The sequence below is a fragment of the Pelomonas lactea genome (assembly GCF_043555885.1).
Classification (GTDB): Bacteria; Pseudomonadota; Gammaproteobacteria; order Burkholderiales; family Burkholderiaceae_C; genus Pelomonas; species Pelomonas lactea.
Genome location: NZ_JBIGHX010000006.1, coordinates 63,869 through 80,148, shown reverse-complemented (window position 1 = coordinate 80,148; position 16,280 = coordinate 63,869). Strand labels below are relative to the sequence as shown.

Genomic DNA, 16,280 nt, shown 5'->3' with positions numbered 1-16,280 from the left:
GCTCGGTTCATAGCGGCTTCGGCCGCGTCCCGTCCGACGGATTCGCCACCCATGTCTGCACCTCCGCTGCCCGCGCATGCTTGGGCGCCAGCTCCAGGAAGGTTTTGTAGGCCGCCACAGCCTTGGCGTCTTCACCCGCCTGCAGCCGCGCGTCGCCCAGGTTCAGCCAGGCGAGCGAACGGCTGGCGTCCATCTCCACGGCCTTTTCGAACCAGCCGGCCGCGTCGGCGAACTTGCCGCGGCGGTACAGCACGAAGCCCAGGTTGTTGGCGGCCAGCGCGAACTTCGGCTGCAGTTGCAGCGCTTCCTTGAAGGCAGCCTCCGCGTCGTCGTAGCGGCGCTCGCGGTAGAGCTGCAGGCCGCGGTCGTTGGCGCGCTGGGCGGCCACGCGGGCGCCGGGGTCCGCGCGGGCGGTCGTCGCGGCCAGCGCCTGGTCCTTGCCGTCCAGACCCTTGATGGTGACCTGCACGCCGCTGGCGCCGCCGGCGGCCGGCGCGGCCTGGCGGCTGGCGGTGCTGGCTTCGTCGAGCTTGGCGGCGAGCTGGCTGGCCTTGTCGTCCAGCTGCGCGACGGCGCCGCTCAGGCCCGGCTCCTGCGCGGTCGGCAGCTCGAACACGAACTCGCCGCCTTCGCTGCCCGGCAGGCTGCCGAAGGCCGGTGTCTGGCGCGCGATGGCCGACACGGCCGGCGCCACGTAGGCGGCGAGTTCCGTCGCGGTGATGAGGCCGTCGCCGTTCAGGTCGGCCTTGCCGTTCAGCGCCTGCAGCAGCGTCCACGTGAACACGGAATGGCCGCCGGGGCCGTCGTCGGCCACCTGCTGGTCGGCACCGCCGGCGGTCATCATCTGGCGGCCGATGCGGCGGGCGTTGGTGCGGGCGAAGTTGCTGTCCGCGGCCGCGCTGCCGGCGCGCGTCAGTCCCAGGCCCGAGTAGCAGGCGTCGATGACGAACAGCGCGTGCTTGGCCGTGATGGCCTCGGCCACCTCCTGCAGCTGTGGCATCGCGATGGCGTCGGCCTGCAGGTCGGTGAGGCCGGCGTCCACCGGCACGATGTAGCCCACCTCCCGGCCGCTGGGCAGGCGGCGCGTGCTGCCGTGGCCGGCGAAGAAGACGAACACGCGGTCGTCGCGCTTCACGCGTTTCGCATCGCCGAAGCGCTCGTTCATGGCCTTCAGGATGTTGGCGCGCGTGGCCTGGGCGTCGGTCAGCAGCGTGACGTTGTCGGCCTTGAAGCCGAAGCGCGTGACCAGCGCGTCGCGCACCGCCTGCGCATCGCGCACCGCGTGGGCCAGCTTGGGCCAGGCGCTGTAGCCGTTGATGCCGATGACCAGCGCATGGCTGTCGCGGTACAGCTCGCCCGCCGTGAGCGAGGGCGGCGCCGGGCGGTCGCCGCTGATGACGAACTGCCCGCCCTGGTAGCTGGCGAAGCGCCAGCCCTCGGCGGCCAGCTGGTCCAGCACCAGCGGCAGTGCCTGCACGGTGCGGGCGTGGATGTCGTGGAACAGCACGATGCCGCGCTGCTGCTTGTCCAGCTCGGCCAGCACGCGTGCGGCGATGCTCTTGGGGATGGGGTCGCTCCAGTCCAGCGAGTCCACGTTCCACATCATCGAGCGCAGCTTCAGCGCCTCGATGGTGGAGAGAGCCCCATCGTTGCGCGCGCCGTACGGAAAGCGAAACAACGCGTCGCCGCTGCGACCCGCCGCATCCAGCAGCGCCTCCGTGTTGGCGGCTTCTTCTTTCACCTTCACCAGCTCGAACTTGCTCATCAGCCCGTGGCTGAAGCTGTGGTTGGCCAGCTGGTGGCCGGCGGCCAGCACGCGCTTGGCCACGGCGCTGCCGTTGCCGGGCAGCGGCTTGCCGTCGGCGCCCACCTTGCCGAGGTTCTGGCCCAGCTGGAAGAACACGGCCGGCGCGTTGTAGCGCTTGAGGATGTCCAGGATCTCGTCGGTGTAGCGGGCGTGCGGGCCGTCGTCGAAGGTCAGCAGCACGGTCTTCGGGGGCAGCTTGTCGCCGAAGACCTCGCGGTCCTTGGCCGCCGCGCCGCGCATTGCGCCAGACGCGCCTGATGCCGCCGACGCCGGCACCTCGGGGGCCAGGTCGGTCGCGGCCGGCAGCTGCGCGCCGTGCTGCTTCATGACCGCCTCGCGCGTGTGCAGCGCCTTGAGCTTGGCGAGGTAGTCGCTCCACTTCTCGCGCTTCAACTCGATGCCGCGCTTGGCGAACCCGCCGAACACCTCCTTGAGTTCCTGCTCGTAGGCCTTCTGCACCTCGGCCAGCGTGTCGATGTCTTCCTGCGCGCGGCGGGCCAGCTTGATGCCGTCCAGCGTCTGCGAGGCCTTGAGCCCTGTGGCCAGCTGCTCCAGCACCTCCTTGAACGCCAGGCGGTCGGCGTCGAACCAGCCGGGCTCGCTCTCGATGCGCGTCAGCAGCGCGGCGGTGGCCTCCAGCGCGCCGGGCTGCAGCGCCGCCTCGGCCAGGCGTTGCTGGCGCTGCAGCAGTTCATGGAACAGCTGCTGGCCCAGCGCCTGCACCTCGCGGCGCTGCGCGGCGGGCAGCGCGGCCTCGCCGTCCATCAGCACGACGATCTGGCGGTGCAGCGCCAGCAGGCCGTCGGCCTCGGTGCGCAGCTGGCTGGTTGCGTTTGCATCTTGCGCGGCGGATGCGGCGGGCAGCGCGGCCGGCACGTCGGCGGGGCGCTTGCCGCAGCCGGTCAGCGTGACGGCGGCGGCAGCCAGCAGCAGGGCCAGGGGGAGGGAAGGCGGGACGGTGGGCAGGCGCATCGGCAGGCGAGGTCAATGGAGCGGCGCGATTGTGGCGCCGCCGCATCTGCTGACACGGCGCGACCTTGGGGAGCACAGAATTCGACTCCCCGAGTTCCGCCCCGCCTCAACCATGCGCCTGCAAGCTCTGACCCTCGCCCTCACCCTGGGCCTGTCCCTCGCCGCCCATGCCGCCACGCCGGTCGAGCGCCTGACCGACCTCGCTGCGCGCTACTACGACGCCCGCGCGCGGTTCGACCCCATCGCGGCCACGCAGCTGGACGACCATCGCTTCGACGACCAGCTGCCGCTGGACATCGCGCCGGCCGAGCGCGCGAAGCGCTTTGCGGCCTGGCGAGGGCTGCTGAAGGAACTGAGCGCGGTGCCCGTGAAGGCGCTGCCCGCCGCCGAGCGCCTGAACCACGAGCTGCTGACGCAGCAGCTGCGCGACCTGCTGGCCTTCGAGCCCTTCCCCGAGCACCTGCTGCCGCTGCACCACATGGGCGCCACGCCCTTCCAGGTCGCGTTCTTCGCCAGCGGCGAGGCGGGCCAGCCGCTGAAGACCGCCGCGCAGCTGGATGCCTACCTGAAGCGCGTTGCCGGGCTGCCCGCCTGGTGCGACCAGGCCATCGTCAACATGCGCGAGGGCATGCAGCGCGGCGTGGTGCAGGCCCTGCCCGTGGTGGAGGCGATGCTGCCGATGCTGAAGAACCTGGCCGACACCGATGCCGAGCGCAGCGCCTACACGGGACCCGTGCGGGCGCTGCCGGACGGCCTGTCCGCCGACGACCGCACCCGCCTGGCCGCCGCCTACCGGCGTGAGTTCAGCGAGCGCACGCAGCCGGCCCTGCGCCGCCTGGCCACCTTCGTCGAAGCCGAGTACCTGCCCGCCGCCCGGCAGCGCGGCAGCATCGGCTGGAGCACGCTGCCCAACGGCCGCGCCTGGTACCAGCAATGGGTGCACGAGCAGACCACCACCGACCTGACGCCCCAGCAGATCCACGCGCTGGGCCTGCAGGAGGTGGCGCGCATCCAGCGCGAGATCACCCGTCTGGCGCCGCAGATGGGCTTCACCGGCGACCCGCTGAAGGACGGCGGCCTGCTGGCCTGGGCGCGCAGCGATGCGCGCTTCCGGCCGTTCAAGACCGAGGCCGAGATCCTGGATCACTACCGCGCGCTGAACGCCCGCGTGATGCCGCAGCTGCCGCGGCTGTTCGGCCGCCAGCCGCGCATGCCGCTGGAGATCCGCCCCGAGCCCGAACTCACGCGCCAGACCGCGTCAGACCACTACACGCTGGGCCAGGCCGATGGCAGCGCGCCGGGCATCTTCTGGGCCGTCATCAACGACCCGGCGGAGTACAGCGTGTCGTCCATGGCCGCGCTGTTCCTGCACGAGGGCCAGCCGGGCCACCACTTCCACCTGGGATTGCAGGCCGAGATGCCGCTGCCCGAGTTCCGCCGCCGGCAGTGGATCAACGCCTTCGGCGAGGGCTGGGCGCTGTATGCAGAGACGCTGGGGCATGACCTGGGCCTGTACGACGCCCCGGTGTCGCAGGCCGGTGCGCTGCGCCTGGAGATCGGCCGCGCGGCGCGCCTGGTGGTCGACACCGGCCTGCATGCCAAGGGTTGGAGCCGCGAGCAGGCGCTGAAGTACTGGCGCGACACCACCGGCGCCAGCGAGCAGCAGGCGGCGGCGCAGATCGACCGCTACCTCGCGTGGCCCGGCCAGGCGCTGGGCTACAAGATCGGCGCGCTGAAGATCCAGGAGCTGCGCCGCCGCGCCGAACAAAAGCTCGGCCCGAAGTTCAGCCTCGCGGCCTTCCACGACCAGGTGCTGGGCGAGGGGTCGCTGCCGCTGTCGGTGCTGGAGCGGCGCGTGAACGCGTGGATCGCGTCGCAGGCCCGCTGACGCCCCACACAGGCCGGCGCGTGCAACCGGCTCACGCGCTGCCGGCGCCGTGCCTGCCGAGGCTGTTGCTGAGCCATGATCGCCCGCGCCCTGCTCCTGGGCGCCCACAACTCTGCCCTCCGCGTGCTCGCGAGGGCATGCCCCATCACGACACACGGCATGACTGACATCACCCTCTTCCACAACCCCCGCTGCGGCACGTCGCGCAATGTGCTGGCGCTGATTCGGCATGCCGGCTTCGAGCCGCGGGTCGTCGAGTACCTGAAGACGCCGCCCACGCGCGACGAGGTCCGCGCGCTGGCCGCCGCCACGGGGCAGCCGCTGCGCGCGCTGCTGCGCGAGAAGGAGGCCGCGTTCACCGCACTGGGCCTGGCCGACCCGGCGCTGGGCGACGACGCGCTGCTGGACGCCATCGCGCAGCACCCGGTGCTGCTGAACCGCCCCATCGTCGTCACGCCGCTGGGCACGGCGCTGTGCCGTCCGTCGGAGGCGGTGCTGGCGCTGCTGCCGGTGGGGCGGCTGGCGCCGTTCACGAAGGAAGATGGCGAGGTGGTGCACGACGACGGCCGCCGCCGCGGCTGACGCGGCTCAGTCCAGCGGCCAGGGCACGCGCTGGGGCAGGCGGGCCGGGTCTTGCGGCGCGGCCGGTTTGGCGCGCCGGCCCTTGGCGGGCACGTCCGCCGCTCGCCACCAGGGCGCGGCGCGCTCGCCGTGCGCCGGCTCCACGGCCTCGCCCAGGCGTGGCATCAACAGCTGCGCGCCGTGCTGGGGCGCCAGCTGCAGCAGCGTCTCGGCGGGTTGGTCCCAGTCGTGCAGCGCCAGGCTGAACGTGCCCCAGTGCACCGGCAGGAAGGCGCCGCCGCCGAGGTGGTCCAGCGCCTTCAGCGCGTTCTCGGGGCCCAGGTGGATGTCGCCCCACGACGGGTGGAAGGCGCCCACCTCCAGCATGACGAGGTCGAACGGCCCGAAGCGCTCGCGGATGGCCGCGTACTCGCTCGTCAGCCCCGTGTCGCCGCTGAAGAACACGCGGTGCTCCGGCGTCTCGATGACGAGGGACGACCACAGCGTCGCGTTGCGGTCGTTCAGCGAGCGGCCCGAGAAATGCTGCGACGGCGCGGCGTGGATGCGCAGCTCGGCTGCCGGGTGCTGCCAGTGCTCCCACCAGTCCAGCTCCACGATGCGCTCCGGCGGCACGCCCCAGGCCTGCAGGTGCGCGCCCACGCCGAGCGACGTGATGAAGGGCACGCGCTGCAGCGCCACCAGCTCCTTGACGGTGGCCATGTCCAGGTGGTCGTAGTGGTCGTGCGAGATGACGACGGCGTCCAGCGGGGGCAGGGCGTTCAGCGCCAACGGCACCGGCTGGAAGCGCTTCGGGCCGGCCAGCTGCGACGGCGACGCGCGCTTGCCCCACACCGGGTCGGTCAGCACGCGCAGGCCGTCGATCTCGATCATGACGGTGGAGTGGCCCAGCCATGTCGCGCGCAGGCCGCTGCCGGCGGGCTTGAGCCAGGCGTCCAGCGGGTTGGCCGACGGCAGCGGCGCGCCGGGCGTGCGCCGGCCCTCGGAGCAGAGGAAATCCGACAGCGACGGCCGCTCCGTGCGGTCGCGCAGCCCCGGTTCGATGGGGTGGACGTTGTGGAAGCCCTCGCCCTGGTCCGTCACCCGGTAGCGCGGCGAGGCCCGCATGCGTTCGAGACGGAGGCCGGTGGCGCGTTTGCCGAGAGATTTCATCGAGGGGCCAGAGCAGAAGCGGGACCCGCTGACATGGCGCCGTGCGCCGCGCTTTCAAGCCCATGCGCTGCGCGCGCCTTCAGGCATTGCTCGTCGCCCGGCTGCACGCTGCGGCAGGTGCTGGAGCGCTGTGCGTAGATGCCGCAGCCCACGTCGCGCCCCACCTCGCCCTGCAGCGCGATGCAGCGCACCGGCCGCACCTCGGTGCCGGCCATGCAGCGGTGCAGCGTGCCCACCGGCCGTGTCAGCGCCACCGGCACCGTGCCGCCCGGCGCGTCGTCGGCCTCGGCCCAGTAGAACGACACGCGGAACTGCGCGCAGCAGGCGCCGCAGCGCTGGCAGTCCAGGGGCGCGGCGGTCATGCCGGGCGGTGCTCGGTGCCGGCGCCCATCGTGACGAAGAACATGCGGCTGGGCTGGAATACCTTGGCCGTGTGCCACACGCCGCGTGGCACGACGACGGCGCCGCGGCCCTCGATGCGCTGCACCTGCAGGCCGGTGGGCAGTTCCAGGTGGAACTCGATGTCGCCGTCCAGCAGGTAGACGAACTCGTCGCCGTTCGGGTGCATCTCCCAGCTGCCCCAGTCGGCGTCGCAGCTGAACTCGGACACCAGCCAGTCGCGGCCCAGCGCGTCCAGCGTGTCGGGTGGCTGGCCCCAGAACTCACCGCCACCGGGCAGCTGGCGGATGCCGCCGGCGGCGTCGAGCAGCGCGTAGACGTGTTCGGGCTGGAATGGCATGGCGGGGCTCCTCGTTTGCCCGGCGCCGCTTGAAATGCCGGGCGGCGTCATCATCTCCCAGCCATGGCTACCGTTGTCCGCCTCACCGTCCCCAACGAATTGCTGTCGCTGGCCCGCCTGGCGCAGCTGCTGCAGGCCCTGGAAGGCCAGGGCCGCGCGGCCGACCCGCACCAGTACCAGCTGCTGGTGCGCAAGCTGTCTGCCGAGCTGCACGAGCACCAGGGCCACGAGGCGCTGCCCGCCCTGCTGGACCACTTCCCCGCCGCCGCCGAGGTCTACGAGAACCTGCAATACGGCCACGCGGGGCTGGTGCGCGCGCCGCTGGAGATGTCGCTGGCGTCGGAGCTGGCGGTGCGTGGGGTGCTGGAGCGGGTGCGGCGGGGGTGAGCTAGCGAGATCAACGTTCGGCGTAAGGGGGCTGCCGTTTGCAGCGTGTGGCGCCGCGGTGACGCAGATTCCATGTCGGCACGGGACATCACCGATCCCACTCCAGATGCCGGATATACGACTGCAGGTGCCTCTCTCAGCCAGCCTACATCGATCAAGCCTTTGACCTTGTGGGGGAGTCCATATAGGAAGAGTTAGGCCTCAGCATCCGGAGCTCCACTTGGCTCGAAGCGACTTCTTCGCAGACCCTTGTGAAACTTGAAGTGTGACGTCGTATTCAGTCCAGCAGCACTTGTCTGTTGACTCGTAGATGCCCGCTTGATTCTTTTCGTAGCAGCTGGTCCCTGTAACCTTGAACGTTGCTTCGACTCGGGTCGACCCATCGTTGTATGTAGAGAAGCGCACAAAGCCAGGCAGTTCCGCATTGCCTTGAATGCCCCTGCGCACTTGCGTTGATGATTGAGGCAGCTCGCGCACCTGCTTGTTGTAGTAGAGCTTCGCTCCGCTTTCTGTGGCGACGAAAACCGTTCCATCGGGGAAGTAGATGCACGGATCGCTGCACTCGCCGTTCGGTTCACACGGCAATTCTTTTGGCACCTCAGCAAAGGAGCCGCTGACCCAAACGGCTGCTACTAGGGCGATTCCAAAAGCGCGCAAGTGATTCTCCTGAGGCCTAACGTCAAAGATCAGCGGGCGGCGAAGCCGTCCGCTGCAGTGATGGGATGGACTCCCCCGTTTGTTTGCCGCGCAAGATCGCGGCGCTGGTTTCCATGGGCGTGGGGATCAGTTTCACAAACACGAGGAGTCCGACATGCATGCTACGACCGTGGCCGTGGACCTGGCCAAGAGTGTTTTCCAGATCGCCGTCGCCGATGAGCACTGGCGCGTCGTCGAGACGCAGCGCCTCACGCGCTCGCAGTTCGAACGTTGGTTCCTCAACCGCGAGGTCACCCTGGTCGTCATGGAGGCCTGCGGCTCGGCCCATCACGGGGCGCGCTGGCTGAACTCGCTGGGCATCGAGGTGCGCCTGCTGCCGGCCCAGTACGTGCGCGCCTACGTGCGGCGCAACAAGACGGATGCGACCGACGCCGCCGCGCTGCTGGAGGCCTGTCGCTGTGCGGACCTGCGCCCGGTGCGCGTGAAGTCGGTGGAGCAGCAGGCGCTGCAGGGGCTGCACCGCATCCGCTCGCTGTGGATGGGCACGCGAACCTCGCGCATCAACGCGCTGCGCGGCTTCTGCCGCGAATTCGGCCTGGCGATCCCGCAGGGCGCGCGCACGGGGCTGGAGGTGCTGGGCCGCGTGCTGGCGGACCCGAATACGGCGTGCCCGGCTTGATCCGCGACAGCGCCAAGCTGCTGCTTGAAGAGGTGCGGCTGCTGGAGGCGCGCATTGCGCAGGTCGAGCGCGAACTGGCCAACGCCGCGAAGCACAGCCCGGCCTGCACGCTGCTGCTGAGCGTGCCCGGCATCGGGCTGCTGACCGCCACCGCCCTGGTGGCGGCCACCTCGGGTGACGTGACGCACTTCCTGGACGCGCGGCACTTCGCGAGCTGGTTCGGCCTGACGCCCCGCGAGTTCAGCTCGGGTGGCACACGCCATCTGGGGCGCATTTCCAAGAAGGGCGACCGCTACTTGCGCATGCTGCTCACGCACGGCGCGCGCAGCGTGCTCAGAGCTGCCAGCGCAGCCGTCGAGAAGGGCAAGGTCTTGAGCGGCATGCGGCACTGGGCCCTGCAGGTCCAGACGCGATCGAATCACAACAAGGCCACCTGTGCGCTGGCCAACAAGCTCGCGCGCATCTGCTACGCCACGCTGCGTGACCATGAAACGTTCGACGAGAAGGCGGCTCTTGAGAGGAAAACTCGGCGCCAGAGCTTCGCGATGCCGGCCTGATCGCCGGCCCCCTCTTCAACAACCCAGCTTCTTCCACCACTTGCGATGGGTCTGATCGACCATCATGGCCAGCCGGGAGCCCTCCCACACCGCGCGACGCCGATAACTCTTCCGGCAGCTTCCTTGCCTGCCGCTTGCAGCGTGTGGCGCCGCGGTGACGCAGATTCCATGTCGGCACGGGACATCACCGATCCCACTCCAGATGCCGGATATACGACTGCAGGTGCCTCTCTCAGCCAGCCCCAAGCGATCAAGCCTTTGCCGTTGTGGGGGAGTCCATATAGGAAGGGTTAGGCTTCGCCGCGCTCGAACTGCTGCTCAATGTCCCTTTGCATGTCTTTGTACTCCTGCCAGGCTGCTGCATTTGTTTCGTCAAGATCAATCTCAAGGTAGCGCTCCCGAATGGCCTTTAAGAGACTGGTCTGTGACTCCAGGAGGCTAGACCTAGCATTATTTATGGTCTTCCAGACGCGCTCTTGCCTTTGCGTGAGGGGAGCATCGCCCGGGTTCTTGAACACGTAGATGTTGGGATTCGTTGCCATGTGGTACTGCTCCCCATTTGACACACAGATGCCCCAAAACTTGTGCATTGCCTTTACGGTCGTGAGAAGGTCAGCGTCGTAAAGATGAAAGAGGGAGTTCTTAACAACGGCATTGAAGCCTTCCCAGAAGTGAAGAACCCGAGAGTGCATCAGCTCCGGTAGGTCTTCGATCATCTGATCGAGGGTTGGAAAGTGAACGTTGGACAGGAGCCACTTTAAGTTGGCTATGTCGCGGGTTCTGCGGATCTGCTCGGGTGACTGCGATACGCCAGATGCTGGCTTTGAAGGTCGGTGCTCGGCGATTGATTCAATGGCTGTGCTTAGTGACGCGGCTAATTGCGCATGGTTGCTTTTGTTCTTTGGATCTGAGGCATCGATCTTGTACGGAAGTATTCGATGGCGATCAATGTCAAAAGGCGCGTCTTTTACAGAAGCGACAGCATCATTGAAGATCATCAGAATTCTTGACCATCCGACGGTCGCGACCGCATAGCCCAGTTCAAAGGCGACATTGGGATTCGGAACCCGCCGGAACTCAGGGGCGGCGTTTGAGTTGATCGTGGTTATGTCGCAAACAAAGACATCACAGGAACGAATCTTTTCCATGATGGTTGCCGGAATGTTGGGGCTACCTGGTGTTCCTCGCGTTGCCTCATCCACGATCACCCGCATCGCGGGGTGTTCACTTTCAAGCTTGTTGCTTGCAACTCGCAAACCAGACCGAATCGCTTGTCTGTTTGTGGCGTCGGGAAGATCGCTCTGCCACGAGTAGAAGACGATGAATTCAGATGGATCGGTGGCCATAGGTTTCATTTGTGAAGCCTAACTATTGTTTTATCCGGCAGCCACTGCTGCTTAACTCGACCGTCTGCCGCTTAACCAAACTGGTGACAGCTGTCATAAGTTGCTGAATAGAAAAGACTATTTGCGTCAGCTGCGCCTCACTCGCGCCATTAAACGTATGCGAAAAGCGGCTGACAGCGGCGCGACTGTGCCAGCCGCTCTGACTCGCGCAAAGGTGGGGAATTCCCAGCGCTCGCGGGCGACATGGCGAGCCGCCGCGTGGAGGCCGCGATTCGCGACAGGCGCCCAAGCCTGACGGGTTATCTGGGCTCGTTGACCCATTCAACCGTGAGCTTCGAAACAGGCCAGTCCGTCAATCGCCGCACGATCAGCTCGCGCAGCGCTTCGAGCTCGGCGCCGTCCTCAACCTTGTCACTCAGGATGAAACGGGGCCGGCGTGAAGTGAGCTGCATCTGGAACTTCGAGCGGTCATCGTCGGCAGAAACATCCACCGCAAGCTTGATCGGCCCATCGTCGAACCAGACGAACCATCCCCAATCCTCCTGGTTCGGCCGGAGATCGTTGCCGTATTTCTCCCTCAGCGCGGGCAGCAGCCGGTCCAGCACCACGTCCCCGCCGATGCAGCAATCGTTGATGTACAGGTCGGTATCCGCAATCTCGACCTGCTTCGAGAAGGTCAAGGTGTAGGGCATTCGCGCCTCAAGCCAGCTGGTCGTTGCTTGATGATCCGGCCAATCAGCCGTGGCATGGCGGCCCGTCTCACAGCCGCCTCAACCCGATCTCGAACACCACCCCATCCGCCACATTGCGCGCCGCAATGCTGCCGCCCATCTTGGCCAGGTAGGTCTTGGCGACGAAGAGGCCCTGGCCGCGCCGCTGGCCGTCCTCGGGGGGCGCGTCGCTGACGCCGTAGTCGAAGATGCGCGCGAGCTGGTCGTCCGGGATCTGCGGGCCCTGGTTGTGAAGGTCCACCGTCGCCAGCTCGCCGTCCACGCGCAGCGCCAGCGTGACGGGCGTGCCGGGCACGCGGTAGCGGTCGGCGTTGGTCAGCACGTGGGTGAGGGCGTCCTCCAGCGGGTACTCGTCGGCCTGCACCCAGACCGGCTCGGGCGACGGCGTGTAGACGACATCGGCGATGCCCGCATAGGCCGCGTTCTCGGCCACCTGGCGCAGGAAGGCGTCCAGGTCCAGCCGGCCCACGGCCAGCGTGGCGGCGGCGAGCGCCTCGCTGGGCGAGGCCTGGCCGTACAGCACCTTCACGGCCTGCTGCATGCGCTGCACGTAGCGGCGGCTGGGGTCGTCGTCGCCGGCGTGCAGCAGCATCAGCGACTGCAGCGGCGACATGATCTCGTGGCCCACGGCGTGCCACTGGTCGTGCTCGCGCTCGGCGCGCAGTTGCTCGCGGCGCAGGCTGTCGCGGGCGTGCTGCAGCAGGTCGGCCAGCGTGCCGGCCAGGATGCCCAGCTCGTCGCGGCCGCGCAGGCCGGCCACGTCCAGCGTGCCCAGCTCGGAGTGCCCGGGTTGCTGCAGCTGGTGCGACAGCGCCGCGGCGCGCTTCGTCAGCGTCGCCACGCGGCGGATCAGCCCCATCTCGATGATGAGCCAGGCCAGTGCCAGCGCCGCCAGCATGGCGCCCACCGGCCAGGCCAGCCGGGCGGCGCTGGCGCTCAAGGACCGGTCCAGCCCCTGCAGGTCGCCGGTCAGTGTCACCTCGAAGCGGCCGGCCGGCGTCGTCACGGTGTCGCGTGCGGTCAGCGTGCGCGGCGTGGCCGGCGCGGGCAGGTGCTGGATCAGCGCGGTCAGCCACGGCGACGGCGGCGTGGCGGTGTCGTCGGCCCCCTGCAGCAGCGCGACGACGGTGTTGTTGCCTCGCGAGATCTTCAGCGTCTCGCCGGGCGATAGCGTGCCGGACAGCCGCGCCAGCGTCAGCGGTGGCTGCGAGCCGGGGGCCGCGCTGTCGAACAGCGTGGCGCCACCCGGCCCCAGCAGCGCCAGGCGCAGGCCCGTGCGCGGCAGGTCCGCCGGCGGCCACTGCGGCCCGCCGGGGCGGAACAGGGCCTCGCGGAAGGCCTCCACCGGCACGCGCAGCGACACCGTGGTGCGGCGCGGGCAGGGCTCGCCGGTCTCGCCGGCGGCCAGGCAGGGCCCCTCGCGCCACACCCAGCCGCGGAAGTCGCGCTGCGGCCGGGCCTTGCGCGGCAGCGTGGCGGTGTCGTCGGCCGCCTCGACGGTGAACCCGGGCAGCTGGCCGCGCTGCGCGTCCAGCATCTCGACGGGCGCCAGCCAGTGCTGTGTTGTGCCGGTGCGCTGCAGGCTGACGCGCACGCGGTGCACGTCGGCAATGTCCAGCGCGCCGCGTTCGCGGCTCACCAGCGGCGGCGCGTCCAGGCTGGCCACCAGGTAGACGAAGCCGCCGGCGTAGGCATTGCTGCCCACGGCCGCGCACAGGCTGGCGCCACCGGGGTACTGCAGCGAGCAGCCGGCCATCTCGATGGCGCGCTGGGCCTTCGTCGCGTCGTCGAAATCGATGGCGCCGAACGGCAGCACCAGCGGCGCCACCCAGCCGGCATCGACCTGCGCCGGCTCGGGGTTCAACAGCGCCAGCTGGCCCGACGGGTGGCGCAGCTGGGCCACCACCTCGGCCAGCGACTTGGCAAACGTCTGCTCGTAGCGCTGCGCGTTGCGCTGGCGCTCCTCGTTCAGCAGCGCCAGCGCGAGCGCCAGCGTGGCCAGCGCCAGCGCGATGAAGACGAGGTGGAAGACGATGCGGTTGCGGAAGGCCGCCAGCCCCAGGCGCGGCATGTCCGCCAGCGTCACATCGACCGGCCCCAGCCTCATCCTCCGGTCCAGCGGAAGCCGCGCATCGGGATGTTCTCGATGCCGTCGAACGCCGGGTCCACGTCGCGGAATGCGTCGCGGATGGTGGCCACATGCTTGCGCACGTTGTCGCGGTTGCGGCCGCTTTTCACCACGTCGAACAGCTCTTCATAGCTGACCACCTCGCCGGTGCGCGCGTGCAGCGTGGCGAGGATGCGCTGTGCCGTCAGCGGCAGGTTGACGCGCTGGCCGCGCCACATCGGCGTGCGCTGCTTCAGCGGGTCCAGCTGCAGGCTGGCATCGGCCTTGGCCGTTGCCGGCTTCGCCGCAGGCTCCTTGAGCCGCGCGGTGCGCAGGATGTCCAGGAAGGTCTCGACGAACTCGGCCTCGTCGAAGGTCGTCTTCTGCAGGTAGTCCCAGGCGTCCAGCGCCTTCATGATGCTGCGGTAGATGGCCGCCGGCATGGCCGACACCACGAGTACCGGCGTGCCCAGGCCCTGCTTGTTGATCTCGTTGATGAGCGCCACGCCGGCGTTGCGCTCGCGGCCCAGCTCGATGTCCAGCACGACGAGGTCGTAGCGCTCGCGCGAGAGCGCGGCCTCGGCGGCGTCGCGGTCGAAGTGCTGGTCGACGACCAGTTCGGGGCGGGCGGCGCGTATCCAGCCGGCCAGCTGCTCGCTGGTGGTGGGGTCGTCCTCGATGACGGCGATGCGGGGCATGGCGGCGGATTATGTGGACGCCGCCTAGCGCGGCAGCGGAAGGATTCTTCCGCTCACGCGCCCGGTTGCAGCAGCCACGTCCTCGCCGCGGTCAGGCCGGCACCAGCCGCCAAAAGCCGAAGGGGTTGGCGAACAGCGAGTCGGCGTCATAGGCGGGGCCGGCGTCGTCGAGCAGGCGATAGGCAGGCTCGTCCTGCGCGGCCGAAAAGGTCTGGCCCGCGCGGATGGTGGGGGACTCGGTGAACAGATAGCGCGTGAAGACGCGCAGCAGTTCGACGGCGCCGGCGGTGTCGCCGTTGTTCTCGACGATGGCATCACGCAGGCCGAGGTTGTGCATGCCGCAGGAATGCACCTGCGGCCCGGTGATGTAGAGCACGTAGGCCCGGTGCGCGCTGAACAGGTGGAGATCGCTGCACAGCTCGCGCCAGGCGTCCGGTGCGTGTGCGACGCCGCTGCTCTCCACCTTGACGCCCAGGCCGCCCGCGTCCAGCAGTGCGGCGGCAGCCTGCATCAGCGCCTCGGCCTGAATGGCCGTGCCGCCGTCAGCCACCAGGTAGACGACCGCCGCGTGGCTGTCGATGCGCTGCATGTCGGCCGTGTCCGCCCAGTGCGGCCCGGCTGCGCGGAAGGCGGCACCCATGCGCGGGTCCGCGGCATGGAACTCCAGCGCGCAGGTCTGCCGGGTCTGCATGTGCATGAGCACCTGGCCCACGAACAGGTAGCCGCTGGCGCCGCGGACGATCTTCTCGACGAGCTCCGAGCGGGACAGCCAGGGGCCGGGGATGCACAGGACGGTCAGCGGGGCGGTGGGGCTCTCAGGCATGGTCCAGGTGTCGAATCCATTGTTGGATGACCGCCTGCAGTGCCGGCAGCTTGGCGGCGAAGTCGGCGGGGGAGGTGAACTCGACCTGGGCGCGGTCGCGGCCCAGCCATTTCAGCAGGCCGGTGGGGTCGGCAAGGGCGAGGCCGCCGTCGGGCAGCTCGCGGGCCTTGGCGCCCCGATGTAGGATGAGGCTGAAGCCGGTCCGGGCGCGCAGATGCGTGGTGGCGAAGTACTCGCTCGTGCGCCAGCTCGGCGCGTTCCACTTGATGCCTTCGGCGATGGCGGGGTCGACGGCCCGCAGCGCTGTGCGCAGCGCCTCGATCTCCGCCTTGCAGGGATGGTCGAGCGCCGCCATGAACTGGTCGACGGCGCTTGTGGTGTCGGCAGCGGTCAGCTTGGGCATGGCCGCATTCTGTCGACAAAGCGCCGCCCGTCGCAGCGCTGAGACCGGTGTCCTTTCAGCCGCCGATCACCCCACACGCCACGCGCGCCCCGCCACCGCCCAGCGGCGCGGGATGATCGGCATGGTTGTCGCCGCCGGCGTGGACCATCAGCGAGCGGTTCTTCACGTCGGCCAGCTTCAGGCGCGGGCCCAGCACGGGGGACGTGGCGGCACCGTCGGCGTTGACGAACAGCGGCGGCAGGTCGCCCAGGTGGCCGTCGCCCCAGGGTTCGCCGTGCTTCTTGGTGCCGGCGGGGTCCAGGTGGCCGCCGGCGGCGAAGGCCGGGGTCGGCGTGCCGTTGTTGTCGGCCGGCGCGCAGGACGGCTTCTCGTGGACGTGGAAGCCGTGCAGGCCGGGCGGCAGGCCCTTGAGGTCGGGGTAGAAGGCCAGGCCGTAGGCGGTCTCGACGATGCGCACGCTGCCCAGCGCCGGGCCGGTGCCCTGCTTGTCGGCCAGGCTGACGGGCACGGTGAGCTCGGCGGCGAGCGCCAGGGAACTGGCCGCCAGGCAGGCGGCGGCGATCAGGGTGGTTTTCATCGGTATGTCCTTGGCTTCGGAGGGGAACGCAGAAGGTAGCCGCCGCCTGCGGGCGTTGGCGGCGCGGGCGTACCGCATTGGAGCGACAACCCGTCGTGATATCCCCAGCCGTGATGAACCGGGCGCCGGTCGCCTTTTGTTGGCATAGTCGGCGGCACCGGTGGTGCCGCCGGTCGTG

Annotated in this window: 17 protein-coding genes; 5 read left to right on the top strand and 12 right to left on the bottom strand. The window is 69.3% G+C overall.

Annotated elements, in window-relative coordinates:
* Positions 1-7: 7 nt before the first annotated feature.
* Positions 8-2,779 (bottom strand): polysaccharide deacetylase family protein, encoded by a 2,772-nt coding sequence (locus tag ACG04Q_RS17125; RefSeq protein ID WP_394512247.1) that lies wholly within the window; start codon positions 2,777-2,779, stop codon positions 8-10.
* A 112-nt stretch (positions 2,780-2,891) separates the two neighbouring features.
* Between ACG04Q_RS17125 and ACG04Q_RS17120 the strand changes: the two genes are divergently transcribed.
* Positions 2,892-4,667 (top strand): DUF885 domain-containing protein, encoded by a 1,776-nt coding sequence (locus ACG04Q_RS17120; RefSeq protein WP_394512245.1) that lies wholly within the window; start codon positions 2,892-2,894, stop codon positions 4,665-4,667.
* 159 nt (positions 4,668-4,826) lie between these two features.
* A complete protein-coding gene (arsC, locus tag ACG04Q_RS17115) occupies positions 4,827-5,249 on the top strand; it encodes an arsenate reductase (glutaredoxin) (RefSeq protein ID WP_394512243.1) in 423 nt (140 codons plus the stop codon).
* A gap of 6 nt (positions 5,250-5,255) precedes the next feature.
* Here arsC and ACG04Q_RS17110 read toward each other — a convergent pair whose 3' ends face one another.
* Genes ACG04Q_RS17110 through ACG04Q_RS17100 form a run of 3 tightly spaced genes read right to left on the bottom strand, consistent with a single transcriptional unit; the run spans position 5,256 to position 7,137 of the window.
* Complete coding sequence (locus ACG04Q_RS17110; RefSeq protein ID WP_394512241.1) at positions 5,256-6,398, bottom strand: MBL fold metallo-hydrolase; 1,143 nt, start codon at positions 6,396-6,398, stop codon at positions 5,256-5,258.
* A complete protein-coding gene (locus ACG04Q_RS17105; RefSeq protein ID WP_394512239.1) occupies positions 6,395-6,760 on the bottom strand; it encodes a YkgJ family cysteine cluster protein in 366 nt (121 codons plus the stop codon). Before ACG04Q_RS17105 ends, ACG04Q_RS17110 begins: the two co-directional genes overlap by 4 nt.
* Positions 6,757-7,137: a cupin gene (locus ACG04Q_RS17100; RefSeq protein WP_394512237.1), complete on the bottom strand. Its 381-nt coding sequence runs from the start codon at positions 7,135-7,137 to the stop codon at positions 6,757-6,759. Before ACG04Q_RS17100 ends, ACG04Q_RS17105 begins: the two co-directional genes overlap by 4 nt.
* A 63-nt stretch (positions 7,138-7,200) precedes the next feature.
* Between ACG04Q_RS17100 and ACG04Q_RS17095 the strand changes: the two genes are divergently transcribed.
* On the top strand, positions 7,201-7,524 hold the full coding sequence (locus ACG04Q_RS17095) for a hypothetical protein (RefSeq protein WP_394512235.1): 324 nt from the start codon (positions 7,201-7,203) through the stop codon (positions 7,522-7,524).
* Positions 7,525-7,725: 201 nt separating this feature from the next.
* Here ACG04Q_RS17095 and ACG04Q_RS17090 read toward each other — a convergent pair whose 3' ends face one another.
* Positions 7,726-8,181 (bottom strand): hypothetical protein, encoded by a 456-nt coding sequence (locus ACG04Q_RS17090; RefSeq protein WP_394512233.1) that lies wholly within the window; start codon positions 8,179-8,181, stop codon positions 7,726-7,728.
* 154 nt (positions 8,182-8,335) lie between these two features.
* On the opposite strand from ACG04Q_RS17090, the gene ACG04Q_RS17085 reads away from it, so the two are divergent.
* Both ACG04Q_RS17085 and ACG04Q_RS17080 read left to right on the top strand, forming a co-directional pair.
* A complete protein-coding gene (locus tag ACG04Q_RS17085; RefSeq protein WP_394512231.1) occupies positions 8,336-8,860 on the top strand; it encodes an IS110 family transposase in 525 nt (174 codons plus the stop codon).
* Positions 8,848-9,417: an IS110 family RNA-guided transposase gene (locus ACG04Q_RS17080; RefSeq protein ID WP_394512229.1), complete on the top strand. Its 570-nt coding sequence runs from the start codon at positions 8,848-8,850 to the stop codon at positions 9,415-9,417. Before ACG04Q_RS17085 ends, ACG04Q_RS17080 begins: the two co-directional genes overlap by 13 nt.
* Before the next feature lie 290 nt (positions 9,418-9,707).
* On the opposite strand, the gene ACG04Q_RS17075 is transcribed toward ACG04Q_RS17080, so the two are convergent.
* The 7 genes from ACG04Q_RS17075 to sodC form a co-directional block, all read right to left on the bottom strand.
* Positions 9,708-10,772, bottom strand: a complete 1,065-nt coding sequence (locus ACG04Q_RS17075; protein WP_394512227.1) for a hypothetical protein — start codon at positions 10,770-10,772, stop codon at positions 9,708-9,710.
* A gap of 290 nt (positions 10,773-11,062) precedes the next feature.
* Positions 11,063-11,455, bottom strand: coding sequence for a hypothetical protein (locus tag ACG04Q_RS17070; RefSeq protein WP_394512225.1), 393 nt, complete (start codon positions 11,453-11,455; stop codon positions 11,063-11,065).
* 67 nt (positions 11,456-11,522) lie between these two features.
* Complete coding sequence (locus ACG04Q_RS17065) at positions 11,523-13,601, bottom strand: sensor histidine kinase (protein WP_394512224.1); 2,079 nt, start codon at positions 13,599-13,601, stop codon at positions 11,523-11,525.
* Positions 13,598-14,299 (bottom strand): response regulator transcription factor, encoded by a 702-nt coding sequence (locus ACG04Q_RS17060; RefSeq protein WP_394512223.1) that lies wholly within the window; start codon positions 14,297-14,299, stop codon positions 13,598-13,600. Before ACG04Q_RS17060 ends, ACG04Q_RS17065 begins: the two co-directional genes overlap by 4 nt.
* A gap of 91 nt (positions 14,300-14,390) precedes the next feature.
* Positions 14,391-15,122, bottom strand: coding sequence for a hypothetical protein (locus tag ACG04Q_RS17055; RefSeq protein ID WP_394512222.1), 732 nt, complete (start codon positions 15,120-15,122; stop codon positions 14,391-14,393).
* Positions 15,115-15,525 (bottom strand): DUF1801 domain-containing protein, encoded by a 411-nt coding sequence (locus ACG04Q_RS17050; RefSeq protein ID WP_394512221.1) that lies wholly within the window; start codon positions 15,523-15,525, stop codon positions 15,115-15,117. Before ACG04Q_RS17050 ends, ACG04Q_RS17055 begins: the two co-directional genes overlap by 8 nt.
* Positions 15,526-15,580: 55 nt before the next feature.
* Positions 15,581-16,102, bottom strand: coding sequence for a superoxide dismutase [Cu-Zn] SodC (gene sodC, locus ACG04Q_RS17045; protein WP_394512220.1), 522 nt, complete (start codon positions 16,100-16,102; stop codon positions 15,581-15,583).
* Positions 16,103-16,280: the final 178 nt, after the last annotated feature.